The organism is Streptococcus mitis (assembly GCF_002096835.1).
Classification (GTDB): Bacteria; Bacillota; Bacilli; order Lactobacillales; family Streptococcaceae; genus Streptococcus; species Streptococcus mitis_W.
The window spans coordinates 28,772-49,663 of record NZ_NCVG01000021.1 but is presented as its reverse complement, the minus strand read 5'-3'; the positions used below and the strand labels follow the sequence as shown (position 1 = coordinate 49,663).

Here is a 20,892-nt window from a genome sequence, read left to right as displayed (position 1 = left end):
AATACCAAAGATTTAAAGTTACTGTGTTAAAAAACCTCCCCACTTTTAAACTAATGTATTATAAAAATCAGTTGACATAAGTGTTACACCTGTGATAGAATTGACTTGAGGTGAAGAAAATGGCAACAGATAAAAATAGAATAATGATTAGCTTGGATGATAAAAATTTAGAGAAACTTGAAAATTTAGTAGAAGATGCTAGAGATAGAAGAGGAATGCGACTAACAAAGTCCCAAGTTATTGAATTACTCCTAAATACCGTTGATTATTTCGATGATATTATGGGAGCTATTTACTCAAAAAAATAACAGCGAAAATGCTATTATTTTTTTTACAAATAGGTGCAACACTAGTGATATAGGAGTGATAAAATGGTTGTTTATATTAGACAAAGTAAATTACCAAATGAGGTTTCAATTAATAAATACAATGCTCAAGTAGGTGCCTACTTACAAGGAGAAGAAGTTGTTTTATATCAATCTTTTTCTGAAATAAAACAGTTAACAAGCGATGATGCAGTTATAGATTATATAACGGAGACCAGAGCATTACTAAAAATGATGGGGTTAAACGTTCCGGTTTACGACTATCCTATTGAGCTTAAAGAGTTTTATGGTCGAAAGATTTATGCAGGTGTTTTAGGAGAGATTGTAAATATACCTGATAATTGGGGAAAATTTATTAAACCTAAAGCTGGATCAAAAGTCTTTACAGGAAGAGTTGTTAATGGAACCCGTGATTTGATAGGTATTGGTCTACCTTTCGACTATCCTATATGGATTAGTGAGGTTGTAGAATTCATAGCAGAATGGCGTTGTTTTGTGTTAGATGGTAGCGTATTAGATGTTCGCCCCTATACAGGTGATTATCATGCACAATTTGATCCTAGTGTAATTGATGAAGCCATATCATGTTGGAAAGATGCTCCAATAGCTTATGGACTAGATATCGGTGTCACTCGTGATGGCAGAACACTTGTAGTTGAAGTGAATGATGGTTATGCATTGGGAAATTATGGACTATCTCCTTTAAACTCAATCAATTTTCATAAAGCTAGATGGAAAGAAATGGTAAAACCTTATTTTGAAAAAAATGATGTCTTTACTATGCCTGAAAATGAAAATATAAGTTTCTAAAAGGAACAGAAATAAATCTGTGTAACTGCAACGAGTAAGTTGCAGTTTTTTGTTTGGAATAATGATATAATAGGTTAAGAAAATAATGAAAACGCTATATATTTGAAAATTGTTTAGAAAGTAGAAAGTATGAAAACAATCGACATGATTATTAAATCATCAACTTGAATTATAAAAAAAGGAGTACTAACATGCCGAAATATACCGACGAAGATATTAGAAAATTAAATAAAATCACATTAAAAATTGCTGGTGATTATTTAGGTATAAGTTCACAGGCAGTTGCTATAGGTCTTAGAAATAATTTTCTCCCAATTGGTTTTGCTATTCATAACGAAGAAAGAGACAGACGTTTCACTGAGAGTTGGTCATATCATATTATTGCTGAAAGAATGATTTCATACAATCACGGTAAGCTATCTGAGATCCGTGTTGAAAATATTGAAACTAGTTTAGATAAAATTATAGAGGAATTTAACGGTTTAAAACAAGATTTACTTTTTATATTAAGCGAAAATGCAGAAGTGAAGAATTAGAGGTTTTTGAATTTGCGTTTTCGCTTGGTAAATATAAAAACGGTGATGTAAAATATAAGGGTAAAGGTGTTTCAAATGAAGATGATAAAGACCTTTTCTAGAGAAGAACTCTATGAAGAAATCTGGGAAATAAGTGCAAAACAAGTTTCATTGAAATATGATTTAAGCTATTCAGACTTACTCAAGAAATGCAAAGAATTTGAAATCCCAATTCCAAATGGTAGTTATTGGTATCGTAAGAATACTGGACAAGATTTAAGTGAACTTATTGTGCCATTACCACAAAATGTCGTAAATGAAGTTAATATTGATAGAAGAAGTCTAAAGAATAATAGAATAAAACCTGCTAAACATAAAGAGGTGAGTTCGGAAGATAAAAATAAAGATATTTTTAAACTTGATACAACTAGTATAAGAAGTTCATTATCATTTTTAGAGGACGATAAAATAGAGCGTATTATTGAAACAGTTTCAAATCTAAACCAGTCTCCAAATAAGAGGTTACATAAATCTGTAGCTGATCTAAGAGATAAAATTGTAGAGTGGAATAAGAGGGAAAAAGCTGCTTCTTATCCTTACTTTGATCCTAGACACAGATATAATGATTTAAAAGAACCTAAATTTGTAAAAAATATTTCACTAAATTCACTTCCTCGTTTATATCGCTTTTTAGATATACTGTTTACTGTAATTGAAAGAATCGGTGATAATGTAACTTCAAAATTGGATATTCAAATTGATAAGGATATTGTTCGTTTTGATGTTATAGAATCAACAGACAAAGTAAGTCATGAATTAACGAAAGAAGAAGCTAAAGAATTAGCGAAGTACAATGATAGCGTAAAGTTTAATGGATATGCTTATAAACCAAGAATAAGGAAGTATGACTATATACCAAATGGAAAATTTCGATTTAAGATAATAGATGGTAAATACATTAAAGATACTAATGAATTCTCGATTGAACAATCACTCCCAGAAATAATTGTTTTAATTTACCAAGAGTATTATAAAGTTAAGAACTTACGACTTGAACGAGAAGAGAGAGAAAGACTATACAAAGAGGAACAGGAGCGAAAAAGAAAATTACAAAATAGAATCGAAGAAGAGAAGAAGCAGACAATGTCTCTTCTTAATATGCTAGAAGATTTTCAAACAGCAAATGATTTAAGATTGATGGCTGATAAATTGGAGATGGCAGGGAAGCTTAGTAAAGACGAAATTGATTGGATTAGATCCAAAGCAGACTGGATCGACCCAATAGTTTCTTCAACAGACGAATTACTAGGAATTAGAAATCATGAAATTTCTAGAGAACAAAAAGAACAATATCTAAGTGAGAAAAGGTACTACTGGTGACTTTGTGTTTTTAGTTTTACAGAGTGTAGTGTTATTGGAGTAAATGATTAACTATTGTAGTAATAAATCATTTTACACATTTATTTGAAATAGGCATTTGGTACAAGACAGTATATACTTTCGTTCTATAATATATAAGTTAACTAGCACCACATGTTCGGGTGCTATCACTGCTTGTTCAAGCTGATTAAACAAGGATGTAGCTAGTGAAAGTCCTACAGTAAGGAGTTTAAACATGAAATTCCATGAATTTGGTAAGAAGAATTTGCCTCCTATTTTACTAATACATGGTGGTGGCAGTTCTTGGTGGAATTATCTTCGTCAAGCACGTATCTTGTCAGAAAAATACCGTGTTATTTTACCTACTTTGAATGGTCATGGTGAAGAATATCAACTTGATTATGTTTCTACTGAAGATTCGGCTTTGGAGATTCTAGACTATATCAAAGCAAACTGTGGTGGGAAATTGTTTGCAATCGGTGGTGTTTCACTTGGTGGTCAAATTGCCATGGAGCTTTTGTCTTTAGATAGTGAAATTGCTGAGAAGGCCATTATAGACGGAAGTCTCTGTATTCCTCAACCAAGGTTAGCTAAAATCAGCAGCTTTCTAGTGTCTCTATTCGGTAAACTGATGTTCAATAAATTCTCTTGCAAACTTCAGTTAAGCATGATGAACAAACTCTATCCTAAACTGGCTTATCCAGAGGAAATAAAAGCTTATTATTTGGAGGATCTGCCAAGGACACCTGTTAAAACATTGGTGACCATTTACAAAACCTATATGGGGTATTACAAGCTGAAAGATATGATTTCTGCTAGCAAAGCTCAAGTTCTGTATATCTATGGTGAAAAAGAATTGAACTGTGTGAAAAAATCAGCGAAATTATTTCATCAGCTACATTCAAATACAATTTGGTATGAAGCAAAGGGTTATAACCACGGTTATTTATCAGCTTACCTGCCTTATGAGTGGATTGATTTGGTGGTGCCATTTTTAAAGAGTGATTCATTAGAAATGTGTAACGAATCTGAAATGCCATAAGGAGGAAACGGATGCTAGGAGCAATTATTGTAGATATTGTAGGTTCAGTTTACGAATGGAACAATATCAAAACGAAGGACTTTCCTTTATTTAGTGAAGATTGTTTTTTCACTGATGATACGGTAAGTCCGAAGCTGATTGTGTGAGTTTGTTAGTGAAACGAAGTTAAACGTCAAAACAATGAAACTAAAACTCCATTATTTCGATATGACAATCTAAATTTGTTTTAAGGTGGTGTTTTTTTGATAAAAAGCAGACCTGAGTTTGATAAAATTGCATCCTTTGATGAGTTTAATAAATACTATTGGTATCGTAGTGAACTTTCACAGATATGCAAGTCATTAGGGCTTGAATATAGAGGTACAAAACAGGAACTCAATGATATTATTGAGCAGTACTTTAAGGGGAATTTGATTAAAAAATCATCAATAAAAAATAAAAAGAAACGAGTAGAAGTCGTTACCTTGGACACACCCTTGCTTGAATGTGGATTCTCCTTTAATGCACACTTTAGAGAATATTTCTCAACTTTAACAGATGTTTCGCCCTTTAAATTTACTGCTGATATGGCGACAGCTTGGAGAAAAGTAAAAAGAGAAAATGATTTGAGTTTTACAATCCAAGATATGCTAAAAGTTTATTATGGAAATTCAGATTATGCCAAGTATGATCATTCAGTTTGTCAATGGAACCAATTTTTAAAGGACTTCTGTGCAGACGAAAATAGTCGTAACTACTCAAACAAGTTAAAAGTTGCATCTATTCTTTGGAAAGAAGTTAGAAATTCAAGTAATGAAAAAATTTATTCAAAAAACCTTTTGACTGAATATGCTGATAAAATAAAAGAGTATGGGAAGTAGAAAAATCAGTCTAAACCAATAGTTCACATGGAGGTATCTTATGCTAGGAGCAATTATTGGAGATATTGTCGGTTCTGTTTACGAATGGAACAATATCAAAACGAAGGACTTTCCTTTATTTCGGAAGGATTGCTTTTTTACAGATGACACGGTTATGACCTGTGCTGTTGCAGAGGCGATTATGAATGGGGGACAAAAAGACGACTTCATTGATGCTATGAAGAAATATGGTAGAATGTATCCTGATGCTGATTATGGTGCTCGCTTTAATGCATGGCTAAACAGCGATAACCGTGAGCCTTATAATAGCTTTGGGAATGGTTCGGCTATGCGTGTTTCTCCATGCGCTTGGTCCATGGACTGTAGTTTTTATGCTAGAACCGGAATGTGGCCATCATCTAGAGAACTTGCGAGTCTTTCTGCAGAGGTAACTCATAATCATCCGGAAGGTATCAAAGGTGCTATGGCTACAGCTGATGCTATCTTTCTGTGTCGTTTTTACTTTGGTGGTTATTTTAGAGAATACGAGCAATCAATTAACGACAATCCTACAGAGTGTAAAAGACGGATTAAGGATTATATAGAGAAGGAATACGGCTACAATCTATCTCAAACTTTAGATGAAATCCGCCCTAACTTTTGTTTTAACGAAACATGTCAGGAAACTGTCCCTCAAGCCATTATTGCCTTTCTTGAAAGTAGGGACTTTGAAGATGCGATAAGAAATGCCATCTCACTTGGTGGCGACAGTGATACTCTCGCTGCAATCACTGGAAGTATAGCCGAGGCAGCTTATCGTATTCCTGACTGGATAAAGGATAAGGCATTTTCTTACTTGGATGAATCGTTAAAGGATGTAGTTATGCGATGGGAAAATAGAATAAAAGTGTATTGATCTCCAGTACGTCAGATTTCTCTTTTCTGTAATTTCATTGTATAATGGGAGTACATTTACTTGCATACGATGAAATGTAACCATTTCTAACGAATATTAAGGAGAACATTAATGAAAAAAGCAATGGTAATTATCAACCCTACCTCTGGTGGGGAGAAGGCTTTGGATTACAAAGAAAAGCTGGAGAATAAAGCAAAAGAATACTTTGAGCACGTGGAAACCAAAATTACCGAAAAGGCGCTGGATGCAACATATTTTGCTGAGGAAGCTTCTCGTGAGCAGTACGATGCAGTGGTTGTGTTTGGTGGAGATGGGACTGTCAATGAAGTTATTTCGGGCATTGCTGAGAGAGACTACATTCCTAAATTAGGGATTATCCCTGGTGGGACGGGTAACCTCATTACAAAACTGTTGGAAATCAATCAAGACATCGATAGCGCGATTGATGAACTGGATTTCAACTTAACCAATAAGATTGATATCGGAAAAGCGAATGACAATTATTTTGGTTATATCTTTAGTATCGGTTCTCTGCCTGAGGCGATTCACAATGTGGAGATTGAAGACAAGACAAAATTCGGTATTTTAGCCTATGCTGTAAATACCATGAAGTCTGTCATGACGGATCAGGTCTTTAACATTAAGGTGGAGACAGAAAATGGAAATTATGTTGGTGAAGCTAGCCATGTGTTGGTTCTCTTGACAAATTACTTCGCTGATAAGAAAATCTTTGAAGAAAACAAAGACGGCTATGCCAATATTTTGATTCTGAAAGATGCGTCTCTATTCTCCAAATTATCCGTTATTCCTGATTTATTAAAAGGGGATGTTGTTGCAAATGATAATATTGAGTATATCAGAGCGCGTAATATTAAGATCTCTTCAGATAGTGAATTGGAGTCAGATGTTGACGGCGATAAATCGGATAACCTACCTGTAGAAATCAAAGTCCTAGCTCAGCGAGTAGAAGTATTTTCAAAACCGAAAGAGTAAAAGATAAAAATTAGTTTATCATTCGCAACGAAATTAAGTTCTATATCAACGATTGGAGGATGAATGAATTCTCTATTTGATGAATTTCGAACAATCTGTTCTCATTTAAACAAAGTCGGAATCACACCGACACTCATGGGGTCTTTGGGTTTTGAATACCGTTCAAATGAAGAATGGGGGCCGTCTGACATTGACATTCATGTGCCTGGTGACCCTAGAGGTTGGGAAGCTCCTGACCATCTCAGAATCTATGACTGGGACAAGATAATAAAGTGATGAATCACTTAGGTTACGCCTTAATAGATATTCATGAGCATGAATTCCAAAAGGATGGTCTGAGGGTTGAATTCGGAAGTATTGATTCTTTACCTGATTTTGCAGGAGTTTCGGAATCGGATATAGAGTTGATTCATCTCGAAAACAGCACTTTTCACGTTCCAAGTTTGGAACAGTTTTTAAGTATTTACAAGGCTTCTTCCCAAGATTCTTATCGAAATGAGCACAATAACAATAAGGATTTTAAAAAGATAGAGTGGCTGGAGAGACAGTTGTAAATCACCATTTGAAAAGTAGTTGGTTGTAAGGCTGGCTGCTTTTTTATTTATAGAACCAAACCACTTGAAACTGCGAACAAGCCTTGCAAATAAAATATGAAAGTAGTATACTAGAATCATAATCATGAAAACGTTTGCGTAAAATTTGAATTAATACTTTAGGAGACAAATTTATGGAATTAAGCGCTATTTACCATAGGCCTGAGTCGGAGTATGCCTATCTTTATAAGAATAAGATGATTCATATTCGGATTCGGACTAAGAAAGGGGATATTGAAAGCATCAATTTGCATTATGGTGACCCTTTTATCTTTATGGAGGAGTTTTATCAGGATACAAAAGAAATGGCCAAGATAACCTCTGATGCCTTATTTGATTATTGGCAGGCTGAAGTCAAAGTTGATTATGCACGTATCCAGTATCTCTTTGAACTCAAGGATACAGGAGGTCAAAGTATTTTGTATGGTGATAAAGGTTGTGTCGAAAATTCTCTAGAAAATCTCCATGCTATTGGGAATGGATTTAAGTTGCCCTATCTTCATGAGTTTGATGCCTGCAAGGTTCCTGACTGGGTTTCAAATACGGTATGGTATCAGATATTTCCTGAGAGATTTGCCAATGGAAATGCTCGATTAAACCCAGAAGGGTCATTAGACTGGGATTCATCTATCACACCTCAGAGTGATGATTTCTTTGGTGGTGATTTACGGGGGATTATTGACCATCTGGATTACTTGCAAGACTTAGGCATTACTGGACTTTATCTTTGTCCTATCTTTGAATCTACGAGCAATCATAAATACAATACGACAGATTACTTTGAAATTGACCGTCATTTTGGAGACAAGGAGACCTTTCGAGAGCTGGTCGAGCAAGCGCATCAGCGTGGTATGAAAATCATGCTGGATGCTGTATTTAACCATATTGGTTCACAATCGCCTCAATGGCAAGATGTTGTCAAAAATGGAGAGCAATCTGTTTATAAAGATTGGTTCCATATACAACAATTCCCAGTGACGACTGAAAAACTAGTTAATAAAAGAGACTTACCCTATCATGCTTTTGGTTTCGAGGACTATATGCCTAAGCTAAATACAGCCAATCCAGAGGTCAAGGACTATCTTTTAAAGGTTGCGACTTATTGGATTGGAGAGTTTGATATTGATGCTTGGCGTTTGGATGTGGCTAATGAGATCGACCATCAGTTTTGGAAAGATTTTCGCAAGGCTGTTTTAGCTAAAAAGCCTGATCTTTATATTTTAGGAGAAGTCTGGCATACGGCTCAGCCTTGGCTAAATGGAGATGAGTTCCATGCGGTCATGAATTATCCTTTATCTGATAGTATCAAGGACTATTTCTTACGAGGAATTAAGAAGATTGATCAGTTCATCGATGAAATCAATGGTCAGTCTATGTATTACAAACAGCAGATTTCAGAGGTTATGTTTAATCTCTTGGATTCGCATGATACAGAACGAATCTTGTGGACGGCAAATGAAGATGCTCAACTGGTTAAATCAGCCCTAGCCTTTCTCTTTTTACAAAAGGGAACACCCTGCATTTATTACGGAACCGAGTTAGCTTTAACCGGAGGACCAGACCCAGATTGTCGACGTTGTATGCCTTGGGAACGTGTATCAAGTGACAATGATATGCTGAATTTCATGAAGAAATTGATCCAGATTCGCAAACATGCGTCAGCAACCATTCAGCATGGCAAGTATAGTCTCCAAGAAATCAAAGCTGATGTAGTAGCTTTGCAGTGGAAATATGAAGGGCGAATCCTCAAAGCGATTTTCAACCAATCAAAGGAAGATTATCATTTACAAAAAGAAGCAGTAGCACTAGCAAGCAATTGCCAAGAATTGGAGAATCAGCTTGTGATCTCTCCAAAAGGATTTGTGATTTTTCATTAAAGAGCGACAGGAAAATTGTAGTATAGAGAAGATTTTACAAGCAGACTATTTGTCGTCTTGCTGCAATTGGTATATAATTTAACTTAAAGAAAATAGGAGGACTGACCGAATGGAATTAAAAGATTTTACAGAAAAAGAACAGGAAATGATTAAGAAGGGGCTTACGACGTCTAAGATTAGTGACAAGGAAACTGCTGAAAAGATTCTTGCGCTAGTACCACAAGACTTGATTAAGCGAATCCCATTTTTCGTCAGAAAACATGCTACGACACGTACGATTAAACGCATTTCAATTGAACACCCTGAACTCTACGCTGCAGCTCAAACAAGTGGTGAAATTCCAGAAAAAGAACGCGAAGAATTACGTCAGATTATCACGACTATCTTTGAACAAAAGATGAATAAGCATAGTATTAAGTAGAGAATGAAAAAATATTTTATTGGCGGTCTGGGAAGCAATATCTATCATAGCAAGGATTTTCTTCAAGAACTAGATTCGCAGGTTTATTTTCTAAGTCCATATGAAAAGCATCTTCGAGATGAAACAGAATTGAAATTATGGTTTAAAAATGAGATTGTAGAAGGAGACTCTATCTGTCTGATAGGTCATTCTCTTGGAGGAGATTTGGCGCGTTATCTTGCATCGGAATTTTATGAAGTGACAAAACTGATTCTTTTGGATGGTGGCTATCTAGATTTAGATAAGATTTTACCTTTAGATACAGAGTTAGAGGAAGCTAAAAACTATATCGAATCTCAAGTCGTTTCAGACTTAGCTCTTCTTATTTCTAAAGAAAAATCTGAAGCAAAGCATTGGTCAGAAAATATGGAAAAAGCCGTAAGGCAGTCCTATCACTGGAATTCTGAGTATAATAGATATGAGTTGGCTATAAATTATGAAAATATAGAAGCGATTCTCCGCCTATGAAGAAAAATCCAAGCTTTTAAGAGAGAAGTGGGAGATACCTTGTTTATCAGTCCTTGCTATTCTAATGAAGATACATGGAGAGAGGAAGCCTTAAAAGAATTGCCAGATTATTTTGATACTATTTTTCTAGAAAACGTTAGCCATGAAGTTTATACTGAAGCACCCAAAGAAATCGCTAGTATAATTAATGAGTGGTTCTCTTATGCTCAGTGAGATAGTGATTGAATGGTGATAATTAATATAGAATAAAAGTCTACTCAGACTCAACAAAAAACGAACAGGCTCTTTTTCTGTCATTCAGAAGAGAACTTGTTCGTTTTGTCTTTTTATTCTTTTAAAACACGCGATACACATAGGGATTTTCTGGTTTATTGACTTTGGTAAAGCTGTCGATTTCCAAGGTTGGGAGGTTTTGTTTGAGTTCTTTATGGTAGTGATTGACCAGTTTTCCCTTGGCTGTTATCCAGGTGTTATTTTCATACTGACGGGTATTTCCTTTTGTAAGTAAACCATACACACCAGAATCTGCAATACAGTGAATAATTCCGAAGCGGAACAGAAATTGACTATTAGCATGACTGGGGTCATTATAGACAAAACCTGTGAACTGGACCGTCTTGCCCTCAAATTCATCTGGATAGTCGTAGATGGCTTCCATGACTTCCATATAGTTTTCATTAGTGATCTGAATGCTATCTTGGGACAAGTATTTATCCGCTGCCGTTCGCATTTCCTTTTCATAGGCTGTTTTTGAAAAATAAGAACTGGTATCTGGTTTCAAATATTGACTTGTCGTCCCTTCGCTTGTCTGAATAGCTTGATCCGTTCCTTCAGATAAGGGGAAATGATAGCCTTTGGCAGAAACGGTCTGAGAATCCAAGCTAACAGTTGGAAAAGTTAAACCGACGACAAGTGGAATAGCCAGAAGAGTAATACTCGTCACCTTTGCCAATCGGCTGTTCAGATGACTGTGGGTTTTGACTTGCTTCATCCAGATATACAATTGAACAATTGCCAAAATAAAGGAAAGTACCATGGAAATATAGGCCAGATAGGAATAGTGCATGTTGATGTACTGGTTTAATTTGCCCGACAAATGGAGATAAATGGTCAGTTCAAAATAGCCAGCTAAAACTAAAAATCGAATCATAGGATGACTCCAATCAAGAGAGAATACACTAAGACGACAAGAGTCACAATCGTAATGAAGTGACTGATAAATCGTACTTTCAAGTAATTTTTCATCATGAGAATATTTTTGATATCCAGCATTGGACCAATGACGAGAAAGGCCAGAACTGGTGCTAAGCCGAAACTTGAGAGAAGAGAAGCACCGATAAAGGCATCTGCCTCACTACAGAGAGAAAGAAGAAAGGCCAAAATCATCAAGAGTAGGATGGCAAAAAAAGGGGTTGCACTGATAGAGGTCAGAATCCGTGTCGGAACATAGACCTGTATAACAGAGGCAAAGAGACAGCCAAATACCAAATAACGCCCCGTATCAAAAAATTCATCAATGGCCTGCACAAAGACCTGAAAAACTTTTTTTGCAGAGCTCAAGTGAGAAAAATCATGCTCATGACAAGCCAACCGATCTTCTTTTTGAATCGGTTCTTGCCAGAAAAATCCTAGAAAAATCCCAAGTATCACAGCCACAACGATGGAACCCAGAGCTCGCAATAGGGCGATATGGAAGGAGTTGCCAAAGGCAGAATAGGTCGCAAAGAGAACAATGGGATTGATAACAGGTGCTGTCACAAGAAAGGGAACGGCTGTGTAACTGGGAACCTTTTTTTCCAGAAAACGATTGATAATGGGGACGATTCCACATTCACAAGAAGGGAAAAGCATCCCGACAAAGGTCCCAAAAAAGATTCTCCCCCAACGATTTCGAGGGAGAAAATGATAAACCTTTTCAGGTGTGATATAAACCTCAATCAGCCCTGAAACAATACTTCCTATCAGAACGAAGGGTAGGGCTTCAATGATTATAGAGAGAAAAATAGCCCCAGTCTGAAGCACACTAGAAGGGAGTTGTTGGAAAGCAGTCATCTAGTTTTTCTTTTCTGCTTTGGCTTTTTTCTCTTTGTCATCAGGGAAAGTGACTTGTTTCAAATCAGGGAGTTTAGCAAACTCCTCAAACATCTTATCCAAGTCATCAGTTTTTGTAAATTTTACAGCCATAGGTGCACCTCGATTCTAAATTCTATCTCTATTATACTATTATTTTAAGGAAAAGGGAAAAGTTAAAATTGAGTATCTAACGAATAATAGAGCTTGATATATCCTGATATACACTATGATTGTGATATAATAGTTGTGGAATAACGGAGGAAATGATGGATCATGAAACAATCGGTCAGGTTACCGATGAAGTAAAAGAAATTTTTGATATTGTTCTTGAAGCGAGCGACATAAAGGTCAACAAAGACGGTTTGAGAAGCCATATGATAAAACGCCATCACAATGATGTGATTCATCATATTGAAGACCTGGAACTCATACTAAGGAACCCAGATTTCGTCGGGGTCAATCCACGAGAGAAAGACGCCAGTTTCGAATATGTAAAAAGATTTGATGATAATGTTCTTGTTTCCATCAAGTTACATAAAAGTGGAGATTTCTTTTATGTTCTGACCATGTATCGCTTACAAGATTTCAAGTTACAAAGTCGTATTAAGTCTGGGTAGATTGAGAAAGCTTGACAAAAAAATAGATAGTGCTAGAATAACATTAACGAAAGACATTTGAGGGCAGAAAGGTTCCTGCCGCACCTTGAAGAAGGTATCTGAGATGCTGGGTACACCGACCAGCCAAATGTCCGTTATTTCAAAGGAGGGGCTTAAATGCTCCTTTTTTATTTAAAATTTTAAAATAGATTACACTCACCACAGGCTCAGGCTTGCGGTTTTTTATTTTCTCTGAAAATTAATTCGTTAACTTCAACAAATAGCTTTATAAAGCGTTTTGTAAAAAATAAAAACAGTGAAATTACTCATAGATTCTTTTGTAATCTAGTAGAATTTTAAATTGAAACCTTCTCAACCATGCGGACAAAGATGATTATTAAAATGAACTATCAACAAGCAACAGAAAGCATTTGTAAACACCAAATCCTTTGCTTTATAATTAAAATAAGAAGAAAATCATTATCAGAAAATTATAGGAGGTAGTAGAATTGACTTGCTTAATCAGTGTTATTTTATTACATCAAGGAAATAAAAATAGTTTATTAGAGTCTCTATAAATAGTTGATAGATAAATATTTAAAGATATAGAAGTTATTATTGTAAAGCCAATATAGAACACCTTTTGTTGGTTTATTTATTTATTCTTCCTGATGATTATTATAAACTTACAAAGGATTTTCGTTACTATATGAAACAAGAACTTGTTTTCGAAGAGGAACTTATTTCATCGAGCTGGACTCATGAAGTTTATCCTTTGAGGTACTTAGGAGATATAGATATTCACTTTTTACATTATAAAAATTTAAAAAGTCAATGTGTTACTCCAGGTCAGGAACATCTCCTAGAACTGGCTATTATTCCAGATCCATTAAATAATTTTGATGTCATGGGGTGGTTAAAAAAAGGAGGCAATGCTCTCTAAGTACAAGTTATTGTGCTATAGAATATAAATTCATTCCCCAAGTATTGTTTTTAAATATTGTGTGAGCTAATTTGAAACGTTTAGCTTGTGGTATAATAGGTTTATGGATAAAAAATATGAAAAAATCTCTCAGGATTTGGGAGTGACGTTAAAGCAAATTGATACCGTTCTAAGTTTGACAGCTGAAGGGGCGACAATTCCCTTCATAGCGCGTTATCGCAAGGACATGACTGGTAGTTTGGATGAGGTGGCAATTAAGGCCATTATCGACTTGGATAAAAGTCTGACAAATCTCAACGACCGTAAGGAAGCTGTTTTAGCTAAGATTCAAGAACAAGGCAAGTTGACCAAGGAGTTGGAAGAAGCTATCTTAGTTGCCGAAAAATTAGCAGACGTTGAAGAACTCTATCTTCCTTACAAGGAAAAGCGTCGGACCAAGGCAACCATTGCCCGTGAAGCAGGGCTTTTCCCACTTGCTCGCTTAATCTTGCAGAATGTAACTGACTTAGAGAAAGAAGCTGAGAAGTTTGTCTGTGAAGGATTTGCGAATGGGAAGGAAGCTTTGGCTGGTGCAGTTGATATCTTGGTCGAAGCCTTATCGGAAGATGTGACCTTGCGTTCCATGACTTATCAGGAGGTTCTGAGACACTCTAAACTCACTTCTCAAGTCAAGGATGAAAGTCTTGATGAAAAGCAGGTTTTTCAGATTTACTATGATTTTTCTGAGACAGTTGGAAATATGCAAGGCTATCGTACTTTAGCCCTCAATCGTGGGGAGAAACTTGGTGTCTTGAAAGTCGGTTTTGAACATGCGACGGACCGTATTCTAGCTTTCTTTGCTGCTCGTTTCAAGGTGAAAAATGCCTATATTGATGAAGTCGTTCAGCAATCTGTTAAGAAAAAAGTTTTGCCTGCTATCGAGCGACGTATTCGGACAGAATTGACTGAGAAAGCGGAAGAAGGAGCCATCCAACTTTTTTCTGACAATCTGCGCAATCTCCTCTTGGTTGCTCCGCTGAAAGGGCGCGTGGTTCTTGGATTTGACCCTGCCTTTCGTACAGGTGCCAAACTAGCTGTCGTGGATGCTACAGGAAAAATGCTGACGACTCAAGTCATCTATCCAGTCAAACCAGCCTCAGCTCGTCAAATCGAAGAAGCCAAGAAAGATTTGGCGGACTTGATTGGTCAGTACAGGGTGGAAATTATTGCTATCGGAAATGGAACTGCCAGTCGGGAAAGTGAAGCTTTTGTGGCGGAAGTTCTCAAAGAGTTTCCAGAAGTCAGCTATGTTATCGTAAATGAAAGTGGTGCTTCGGTCTATTCTGCCAGCGAACTTGCTCGTCAGGAGTTTCCAGACTTGACCGTTGAAAAACGCTCAGCTATTTCTATCGCCCGTCGTTTGCAAGATCCCCTTGCGGAATTGGTCAAAATCGATCCTAAGTCAATCGGCGTCGGACAGTACCAGCACGATGTCAGTCAGAAAAAACTGTCTGAAAGTCTGGACTTTGTCGTCGATACAGTGGTTAACCAAGTCGGTGTCAATGTTAATACAGCTAGCCCAGCTCTTCTTTCCCATGTCGCTGGACTCAATAAAACCATTTCTGAAAATATCGTCAAGTATCGTGAAGAAGAAGGAAAAATCACTTCACGCGCCCAAATCAAGAAAGTTCCTCGCCTGGGGGCTAAGGCCTTTGAGCAGGCAGCTGGTTTCCTCCGTATCCCTGAAAGTAGCAATATCCTTGATAATACAGGAGTTCACCCAGAAAATTACGCTGCTGTTAAGGAGCTCTTCAAACGCTTGGATATCAAGGATCTGAATGAAGAAGCCCAAAACAAACTCAAGTCGCTTTCAGTCAAGGAAATGGCGCAAGAGCTAGACCTTGGTCCCGAAACTCTTAAAGATATCATTGCCGACCTTCTCAAACCAGGTCGAGATTTCCGTGATTCCTTTGATGCACCTGTGCTTCGCCAAGATGTCCTGGATATTAAGGATTTAGTAGTCGGACAGAAGCTGGAAGGTGTGGTGCGCAACGTCGTTGACTTCGGTGCCTTCGTTGATATCGGGATTCACGAGGATGGATTGATTCATATTTCCCACATGAGTCGCAAGTTTATCAAACACCCTAGTCAAGTGGTGTCAGTTGGAGATTTGGTGACCGTTTGGGTTAAGAAAATTGATACTGAACGTGAAAAAGTCAATCTGTCGCTCCTCGCTCCAAATGAAACTGACTGATTACGTTAAGCAGGTTTCACTAGAAGACTTCGGCAGACCTTTTATCCATCAAGCTCAGTGGAATAGGCGTCTACGTTCGACAGGTGGGCGATTTTTCCCAAAAGATGGGCATTTAGATTTCAACCCCAAGGTTTATCAGGAACTGGGGTTGGATGTTTTTAGGAAAATTGTCCGCCATGAACTCTGTCACTATCACCTCTATTTTCAAGGGAAGGGCTATCAACACAAGGATCGGGATTTTAAGGAACTGTTGAAAGCAGTGGATGGTTTACGCTTTGTGCCAACCTTGCCCAATAGCAACACCAAGACAATCAAGCTCTATCGTTGCCAATCCTGTCAGCAAACTTATCATCGCAAACGAAGGATTGATACAAAACGCTATCGCTGTGGAGTTTGTCGAGGAAAGTTATTACTTGTAAATCAGCCTGAGGACTGATGAAAGCCGAGCCTACCCGTGATATACTATGTCTAACCTAGCAGAAAGAGGAAATATCATGAACAGTAAATTTTATAAAATGAGACGAAATCGCATGATTTCAGGAGTTCTGGCGGGTCTGTCAGACAAGTGGAACTTTGATGTTACCCTTGTTCGTTTTCTATTTGCTATTTTTACAGTCGCAAACTTTGGACTTGGCGTGATTATCTATATCATCCTAGCTTCTATCATGCCAACCAAGGAAGAAATCGAAGCAGAAATGTACGGAACAGGCCCACGCAAACGCAAAGAAGCCCAAGCCATTGACGATAATGAAGGCTGGTTTTGGTGAGGTAGAAACAGTTATTTTACTGTTAGTCTATGAATTCGACTAATCTATTTTAAAATTTTTGAACCCTTGTATCTGCAAGGGTTTTCTTCTTATTTTCTTTTTATAGTAAAATATTTTTAATGAAATGGCTACATTTCTCCCAATCTTACAAAAATGTAAGATTAAAGTCTTTTTTGTAAGGTTAGGTTATGGCAAGCGGTCTTTTTTTGATGTAAACTAGACTCATAAAGAATAAAGGAGTAACATCATGAAACAAATCTTACAGAAGAAAACAAGAAAACCAAGCCATAAAGATATCGAGCGTGTTCAACTGGGATGCGCTATGATGCAAGCAACATTTCATTTGATGGGATATTAAGAAAGGAGATTCACATGACACTTTTAGATGTAAAACACGTTCAAAAAATTTATAAAACTCGTTTTCAGGGCAACCAAGTAGAAGCCCTCAAGGATATTCACTTTACCGTAGAAAAGGGTGACTACGTTGCCATCATGGGTGAGTCTGGTTCTGGTAAATCAACTCTTCTCAATATCCTAGCTATGCTGGACAAACCAACTCGTGGGCAGGTTTACCTGAATGGAACAGACACAGCAACCATTAAAAATTCACAGGCCTCTAGCTTCCGTCGTGAAAAATTAGGCTTTGTCTTCCAAGACTTTAACTTGCTAGATACTCTGTCTGTTAAGGACAATATTTTGCTTCCCTTAGTTTTATCAAGAAGACCTATTACGGAGATGATGAAGAAATTGGTGGTGACAGCTGAGAATCTAGGTATCAACCAATTGCAAGAGAAGTACCCTTACGAGATTTCTGGTGGTCAGAAACAGCGTGTAGCAGTAGCCCGCGCCATCATCACAGAACCTGAAATTCTCCTTGCGGATGAGCCAACAGGAGCCCTTGATTCCAAGTCATCTACAGCCTTACTTGATGTTTTTGATGAAATCAATGAGCGCGGCCAAACCATCCTCATGGTAACCCACTCAACAGCAGCAGCTAGCAGGGCCAAACGTGTACTCTTTATCAAAGACGGCATTCTTTACAACCAAATCTACCGTGGAGAGAAGACAGAACGTCAGATGTTCCAAGAGATCTCTGATACCTTGACTGTCATGGCAAGCGAGGTGAATTAGTATGTTTCGATTAACCAATAAGTTAGCGGTATCCAACTTGATTAAAAACCGCAAACTCTACTATCCCTTTGCACTGGCTGTTCTCTTGGCAGTCACCGTCACCTACCTCTTTTACTCCCTAACCTTTAATCCTAAGATTGCGGAAATCCGTGGGGGTGAAACGATTCAAGCTACTCTTGGATTTGGTATGTTTGTCGTCACCCTTGCGTCAGCCATTATCGTCCTTTATGCCAATAGTTTTGTTATGAAAAACCGTTCCAAGGAACTGGGGATTTATGGCATGTTGGGCTTGGAGAAGCGTCATCTAATCAGTATGACCTTTAAGGAGTTAGTGGTATTTGGGATTCTAACTGTTGGAGCGGGTATCGGTATTGGAGCATTGTTTGACAAGTTAATTTTCGCTTTCTTGCTCAAACTGATGAAATTAAAGGTTGAGCTGGTCGCTACCTTCCAAATGAATGTTGTCATTGCAGTACTTGTTGTCTTCGGTTTGATTTTCCTAGGCCTCATGTTCCTGAATGCCCTTCGAATCGCCCGTATGAATGCTCTCCAACTCTCTCGTGAGAAAGCTAGTGGTGAGAAAAAAGGTCGCTTCTTACCTCTTCAAACTATTCTTGGTTCGATTAGCTTAGGAATTGGCTATTATCTTGCCCTTACGGTAAAAGATCCTCTCACAGCCCTAACAACTTTCTTCCTAGCTGTTTTACTGGTTATCTTTGGGACCTATCTCTTGTTCAATGCAGGGATTACCGTTTTCCTTCAAATCTTAAAGAAAAATAAGAAATACTATTACCAACCAAATAACCTTATCTCTGTTTCCAACTTGATTTTCCGTATGAAGAAAAATGCGGTTGGCCTAGCAACTATCGCAATTTTGTCTACAATGGTTTTGGTTACCATGTCAGCAGCGACAAGTATTTTCAATGCCTCAGAATCCTTTAAAAAAGTGATGAATCCGCATGACTTTGGAATTACTGGACAAAATGTTGAAAAAGAAGATTTGGACAAACTCTTGAGCCAGTTTGCAAGTGACAAAGGTTATAGTGTCAAAGAGAAAGAAGTTCTTCGTTACAGTAACTTTGGTATTGCAAATCAAGAAGGAACCAAGTTAACTATTTTTGAAAAAGGACAAAACCGTGTCCAACCCAAAACAGTTTTCATGGTATTTGACCAAAAAGACTATGAAAATATGACTGGTCAAAAACTGTCTCTATCAGGGAATGAGGTCGGTCTTTTTGCTAAAAATGATGGACTGAAAGGACAGAAAGTTCTAACTCTAAATAACCATCAATTTTCTGTCAAAGAAGAATTTAATACAGATTTTATTGTGAACCATGTCCCAAATCAGTTTAATATTTTTACTACTGATTACAATTACCTTGTTGTACCTGATTTACAAGCATTTTTAGACCAATTTCCAGATTCGGCTATCTATAATCAGCTGTACGGTGGTATGAATGTAAATGCCAGCGAAGAAGAACAACTCAAGGTCGCTGACGAGTATGATAAATACCTCGATCAATTTAATGCACAATTAAACACGGAAGGTAGCTATGTGTATGGTAGCAATCTAGCAGATGCTAGTTCTCAGATGAGTGCTCTCTTTGGTGGTGTCTTCTTTATCGGTATTTTCCTATCCATTATCTTTATGGTCGGAACCGTTCTGGTCATCTACTACAAACAAATTTCTGAAGGCTATGAAGACCGTGAACGCTTTATTATCTTGCAGAAAGTTGGTTTAGATCAAAAGCAAATCAAGCAAACCATCAACAAACAGGTTTTAACTGTTTTCTTCCTTCCTTTGCTCTTTGCCTTCATACATCTAGCCTTTGCCTACCATATGCTTAGTCTGATTTTAAAAGTGATTGGTGTAATAGATACGACTATGATGTTGATCGTGACCTTGTCTATCTGCGCTATCTTCCTCATCGCCTATGTATTGATTTTCATGGTTACTTCAAGAAGTTATCGCAAGATTGTGCAAATGTAAAAAAGATACCTCGACTTCAAAATCGAGGTATTTCTTATGTTCTAAATGCTGAAAAGTTGTCCGAGTAAAAAGGTAACTCCCATGGTCAAGAGACCAATAGTGAGGTTCCGAATCATGGCTGTTTTGGTTGGGGCTTTTCCAAGTTTGGCACTAGTGTAACCAGTGAGAAGAAGGGCCACACCGACGATAAGGACAGTAGCAGGGATGCGGTAATCACTTGGGAAAATGGTAATTTAAAGCATGGGTGGTAAGCTACCAAGGAAAAAAGAAATAAAGCTAGAGATAGCAGCATACCAAGGATTGGTAAACTCTTCATACTCTATCCCGTATTTTTCCTCTACCAAAGCCTTGAGCGGATTATTTAAAAAGGCTTTGTTGGTGAGAAGTTGGGCTGATGTTTCACACTCGCCATTTTGAATATAGGCAGCATAGAGGGACTTTTTGGCTAGTTCCATATCTTGGTCTAGCAAGACTTGCTCACGCGCAACTGCCGCTTCCTCGGTATCTTTTTGAGTTGAAACGGATACATATTCTCCACCAGCCATTGAAAAGGCACCAGCTAAGATAGCTGCAAATCCTGATAAAAAGATAATCCAGATATTGCTCGTAGCACTAGCAACCCCGATAACCACACCAGCAATGGAAATAATTCCATCATTGGCACCAAGAACACCAGCACGCAGGATATTTAAACGACCTGCAAAATTTGAATCGATTTCGTGATTTGTTTCTGACATACTATTCTCCTTTTGATCCAGTATAAAGGAAAAATATAGGGAAATCAATCTTTTAAAACTGTCTGAAAAAAGTTGCACTATTCTAATGATGTAAAAATGTCGTCATCTTATCTAATCGATCAAACACAGAAGGGTAAGAGTATAGAATGGCATGAAAGAATTTTAAATTAAATACTATCATCATTTCGTTCACTTTATAATCG

The 20,892-nt window shown here is 37.3% G+C and carries 20 protein-coding genes and 4 pseudogenes; 20 read left to right on the top strand and 4 right to left on the bottom strand.

The annotated features are described in order from the left end of the window. Positions 1-119 precede the first annotated feature (119 nt). The 13 genes and pseudogenes from B7699_RS04495 to B7699_RS04435 all read left to right on the top strand — a co-directional run bounded on the left by B7699_RS04495 (position 120) and on the right by B7699_RS04435 (position 10,432). Positions 120-308, top strand: coding sequence for a hypothetical protein (locus tag B7699_RS04495; RefSeq protein ID WP_000179769.1), 189 nt, complete (start codon positions 120-122; stop codon positions 306-308). A gap of 63 nt (positions 309-371) precedes the next feature. After that, positions 372-1,136, top strand: coding sequence for an ATP-grasp domain-containing protein (locus tag B7699_RS04490; protein WP_049487161.1), 765 nt, complete (start codon positions 372-374; stop codon positions 1,134-1,136). A gap of 191 nt (positions 1,137-1,327) precedes the next feature. Next, on the top strand, positions 1,328-1,672 hold the full coding sequence (locus B7699_RS04485; protein WP_049487162.1) for a hypothetical protein: 345 nt from the start codon (positions 1,328-1,330) through the stop codon (positions 1,670-1,672). A gap of 75 nt (positions 1,673-1,747) precedes the next feature. Further along, the gene (locus B7699_RS04480) at positions 1,748-3,031 is read left to right on the top strand and encodes a hypothetical protein (protein WP_049487163.1); all 1,284 of its coding nucleotides are present in this window, start codon (positions 1,748-1,750) and stop codon (positions 3,029-3,031) included. Positions 3,032-3,266: 235 nt separating this feature from the next. Further along, the gene (locus tag B7699_RS04475) at positions 3,267-4,073 is read left to right on the top strand and encodes an alpha/beta hydrolase (RefSeq protein WP_049487164.1); all 807 of its coding nucleotides are present in this window, start codon (positions 3,267-3,269) and stop codon (positions 4,071-4,073) included. 11 nt (positions 4,074-4,084) lie between these two features. Then, positions 4,085-4,219: an ADP-ribosylglycohydrolase gene (locus B7699_RS04470; RefSeq protein WP_080976061.1), complete on the top strand. Its 135-nt coding sequence runs from the start codon at positions 4,085-4,087 to the stop codon at positions 4,217-4,219. Between the two features lie 96 nt (positions 4,220-4,315). Then, entirely contained in the window at positions 4,316-4,933 is a 618-nt protein-coding gene (locus B7699_RS04465) for an SAP domain-containing protein (protein ID WP_084927267.1), read from the top strand. Positions 4,934-4,973: 40 nt separating this feature from the next. Next, the gene (locus tag B7699_RS04460; protein ID WP_084927266.1) at positions 4,974-5,828 is read left to right on the top strand and encodes an ADP-ribosylglycohydrolase family protein; all 855 of its coding nucleotides are present in this window, start codon (positions 4,974-4,976) and stop codon (positions 5,826-5,828) included. A gap of 111 nt (positions 5,829-5,939) precedes the next feature. Continuing rightward, positions 5,940-6,821 carry a diacylglycerol/lipid kinase family protein gene (locus tag B7699_RS04455; RefSeq protein WP_084927265.1) on the top strand — a complete coding sequence of 294 codons (882 nt, stop codon included), beginning with the start codon at positions 5,940-5,942 and terminating at the stop codon, positions 6,819-6,821. A 63-nt stretch (positions 6,822-6,884) separates the two neighbouring features. Further along, a pseudogene (locus B7699_RS04450) lies at positions 6,885-7,375 on the top strand (phosphoribosylanthranilate isomerase). Between the two features lie 173 nt (positions 7,376-7,548). Continuing rightward, a complete protein-coding gene (locus B7699_RS04445) occupies positions 7,549-9,291 on the top strand; it encodes a glycoside hydrolase family 13 protein (RefSeq protein WP_084927264.1) in 1,743 nt (580 codons plus the stop codon). Between the two features lie 109 nt (positions 9,292-9,400). Then, positions 9,401-9,712, top strand: coding sequence for a hypothetical protein (locus B7699_RS04440; RefSeq protein ID WP_000420556.1), 312 nt, complete (start codon positions 9,401-9,403; stop codon positions 9,710-9,712). 3 nt (positions 9,713-9,715) lie between these two features. Continuing rightward, positions 9,716-10,432 (top strand): annotated as a pseudogene (locus tag B7699_RS04435) (alpha/beta hydrolase). Between the two features lie 121 nt (positions 10,433-10,553). Here B7699_RS04435 and B7699_RS04430 read toward each other — a convergent pair. From B7699_RS04430 to B7699_RS09800, 3 genes are read right to left on the bottom strand one after another with little or no spacing between them, the layout of a single operon-like run. Next, positions 10,554-11,369, bottom strand: a complete 816-nt coding sequence (locus tag B7699_RS04430) for a TIGR03943 family putative permease subunit (protein ID WP_084927263.1) — start codon at positions 11,367-11,369, stop codon at positions 10,554-10,556. Then, positions 11,366-12,271 (bottom strand): permease, encoded by a 906-nt coding sequence (locus B7699_RS04425; protein WP_084927262.1) that lies wholly within the window; start codon positions 12,269-12,271, stop codon positions 11,366-11,368. The genes B7699_RS04430 and B7699_RS04425 overlap by 4 nt, the downstream gene beginning before the upstream one ends. After that, positions 12,272-12,403 (bottom strand): SPJ_0845 family protein, encoded by a 132-nt coding sequence (locus B7699_RS09800; RefSeq protein ID WP_004234728.1) that lies wholly within the window; start codon positions 12,401-12,403, stop codon positions 12,272-12,274. It lies immediately after the preceding gene. 155 nt (positions 12,404-12,558) lie between these two features. Between B7699_RS09800 and B7699_RS04415 the strand changes: the two genes are divergently transcribed. The 7 genes and pseudogenes from B7699_RS04415 to B7699_RS04385 all read left to right on the top strand — a co-directional run bounded on the left by B7699_RS04415 (position 12,559) and on the right by B7699_RS04385 (position 19,952). Next, positions 12,559-12,909: a PBECR3 domain-containing polyvalent protein gene (locus B7699_RS04415; protein WP_000349514.1), complete on the top strand. Its 351-nt coding sequence runs from the start codon at positions 12,559-12,561 to the stop codon at positions 12,907-12,909. A 606-nt stretch (positions 12,910-13,515) separates the two neighbouring features. Further along, positions 13,516-13,831: pseudogene (locus tag B7699_RS09440) on the top strand (DUF1919 domain-containing protein); the annotation flags it as partial. Between the two features lie 103 nt (positions 13,832-13,934). Beyond that, entirely contained in the window at positions 13,935-16,064 is a 2,130-nt protein-coding gene (locus B7699_RS04405; protein WP_084927261.1) for a Tex family protein, read from the top strand. Further along, the gene (locus B7699_RS04400) at positions 16,051-16,500 is read left to right on the top strand and encodes a SprT family protein (protein WP_084927260.1); all 450 of its coding nucleotides are present in this window, start codon (positions 16,051-16,053) and stop codon (positions 16,498-16,500) included. The genes B7699_RS04405 and B7699_RS04400 overlap by 14 nt, the downstream gene beginning before the upstream one ends. A 58-nt stretch (positions 16,501-16,558) precedes the next feature. Continuing rightward, a complete protein-coding gene (locus B7699_RS04395; protein ID WP_001085044.1) occupies positions 16,559-16,831 on the top strand; it encodes a PspC domain-containing protein in 273 nt (90 codons plus the stop codon). A gap of 372 nt (positions 16,832-17,203) precedes the next feature. Next, a complete protein-coding gene (locus B7699_RS04390; protein ID WP_049502561.1) occupies positions 17,204-17,962 on the top strand; it encodes an ABC transporter ATP-binding protein in 759 nt (252 codons plus the stop codon). Position 17,963: 1 nt separating this feature from the next. Beyond that, on the top strand, positions 17,964-19,952 hold the full coding sequence (locus tag B7699_RS04385) for an ABC transporter permease (protein WP_084927259.1): 1,989 nt from the start codon (positions 17,964-17,966) through the stop codon (positions 19,950-19,952). A gap of 41 nt (positions 19,953-19,993) precedes the next feature. Here the strand turns inward: B7699_RS04385 and B7699_RS04380 are convergent. Beyond that, a pseudogene (locus B7699_RS04380) lies at positions 19,994-20,689 on the bottom strand (VIT1/CCC1 transporter family protein). Positions 20,690-20,892 lie beyond the last annotated feature (203 nt).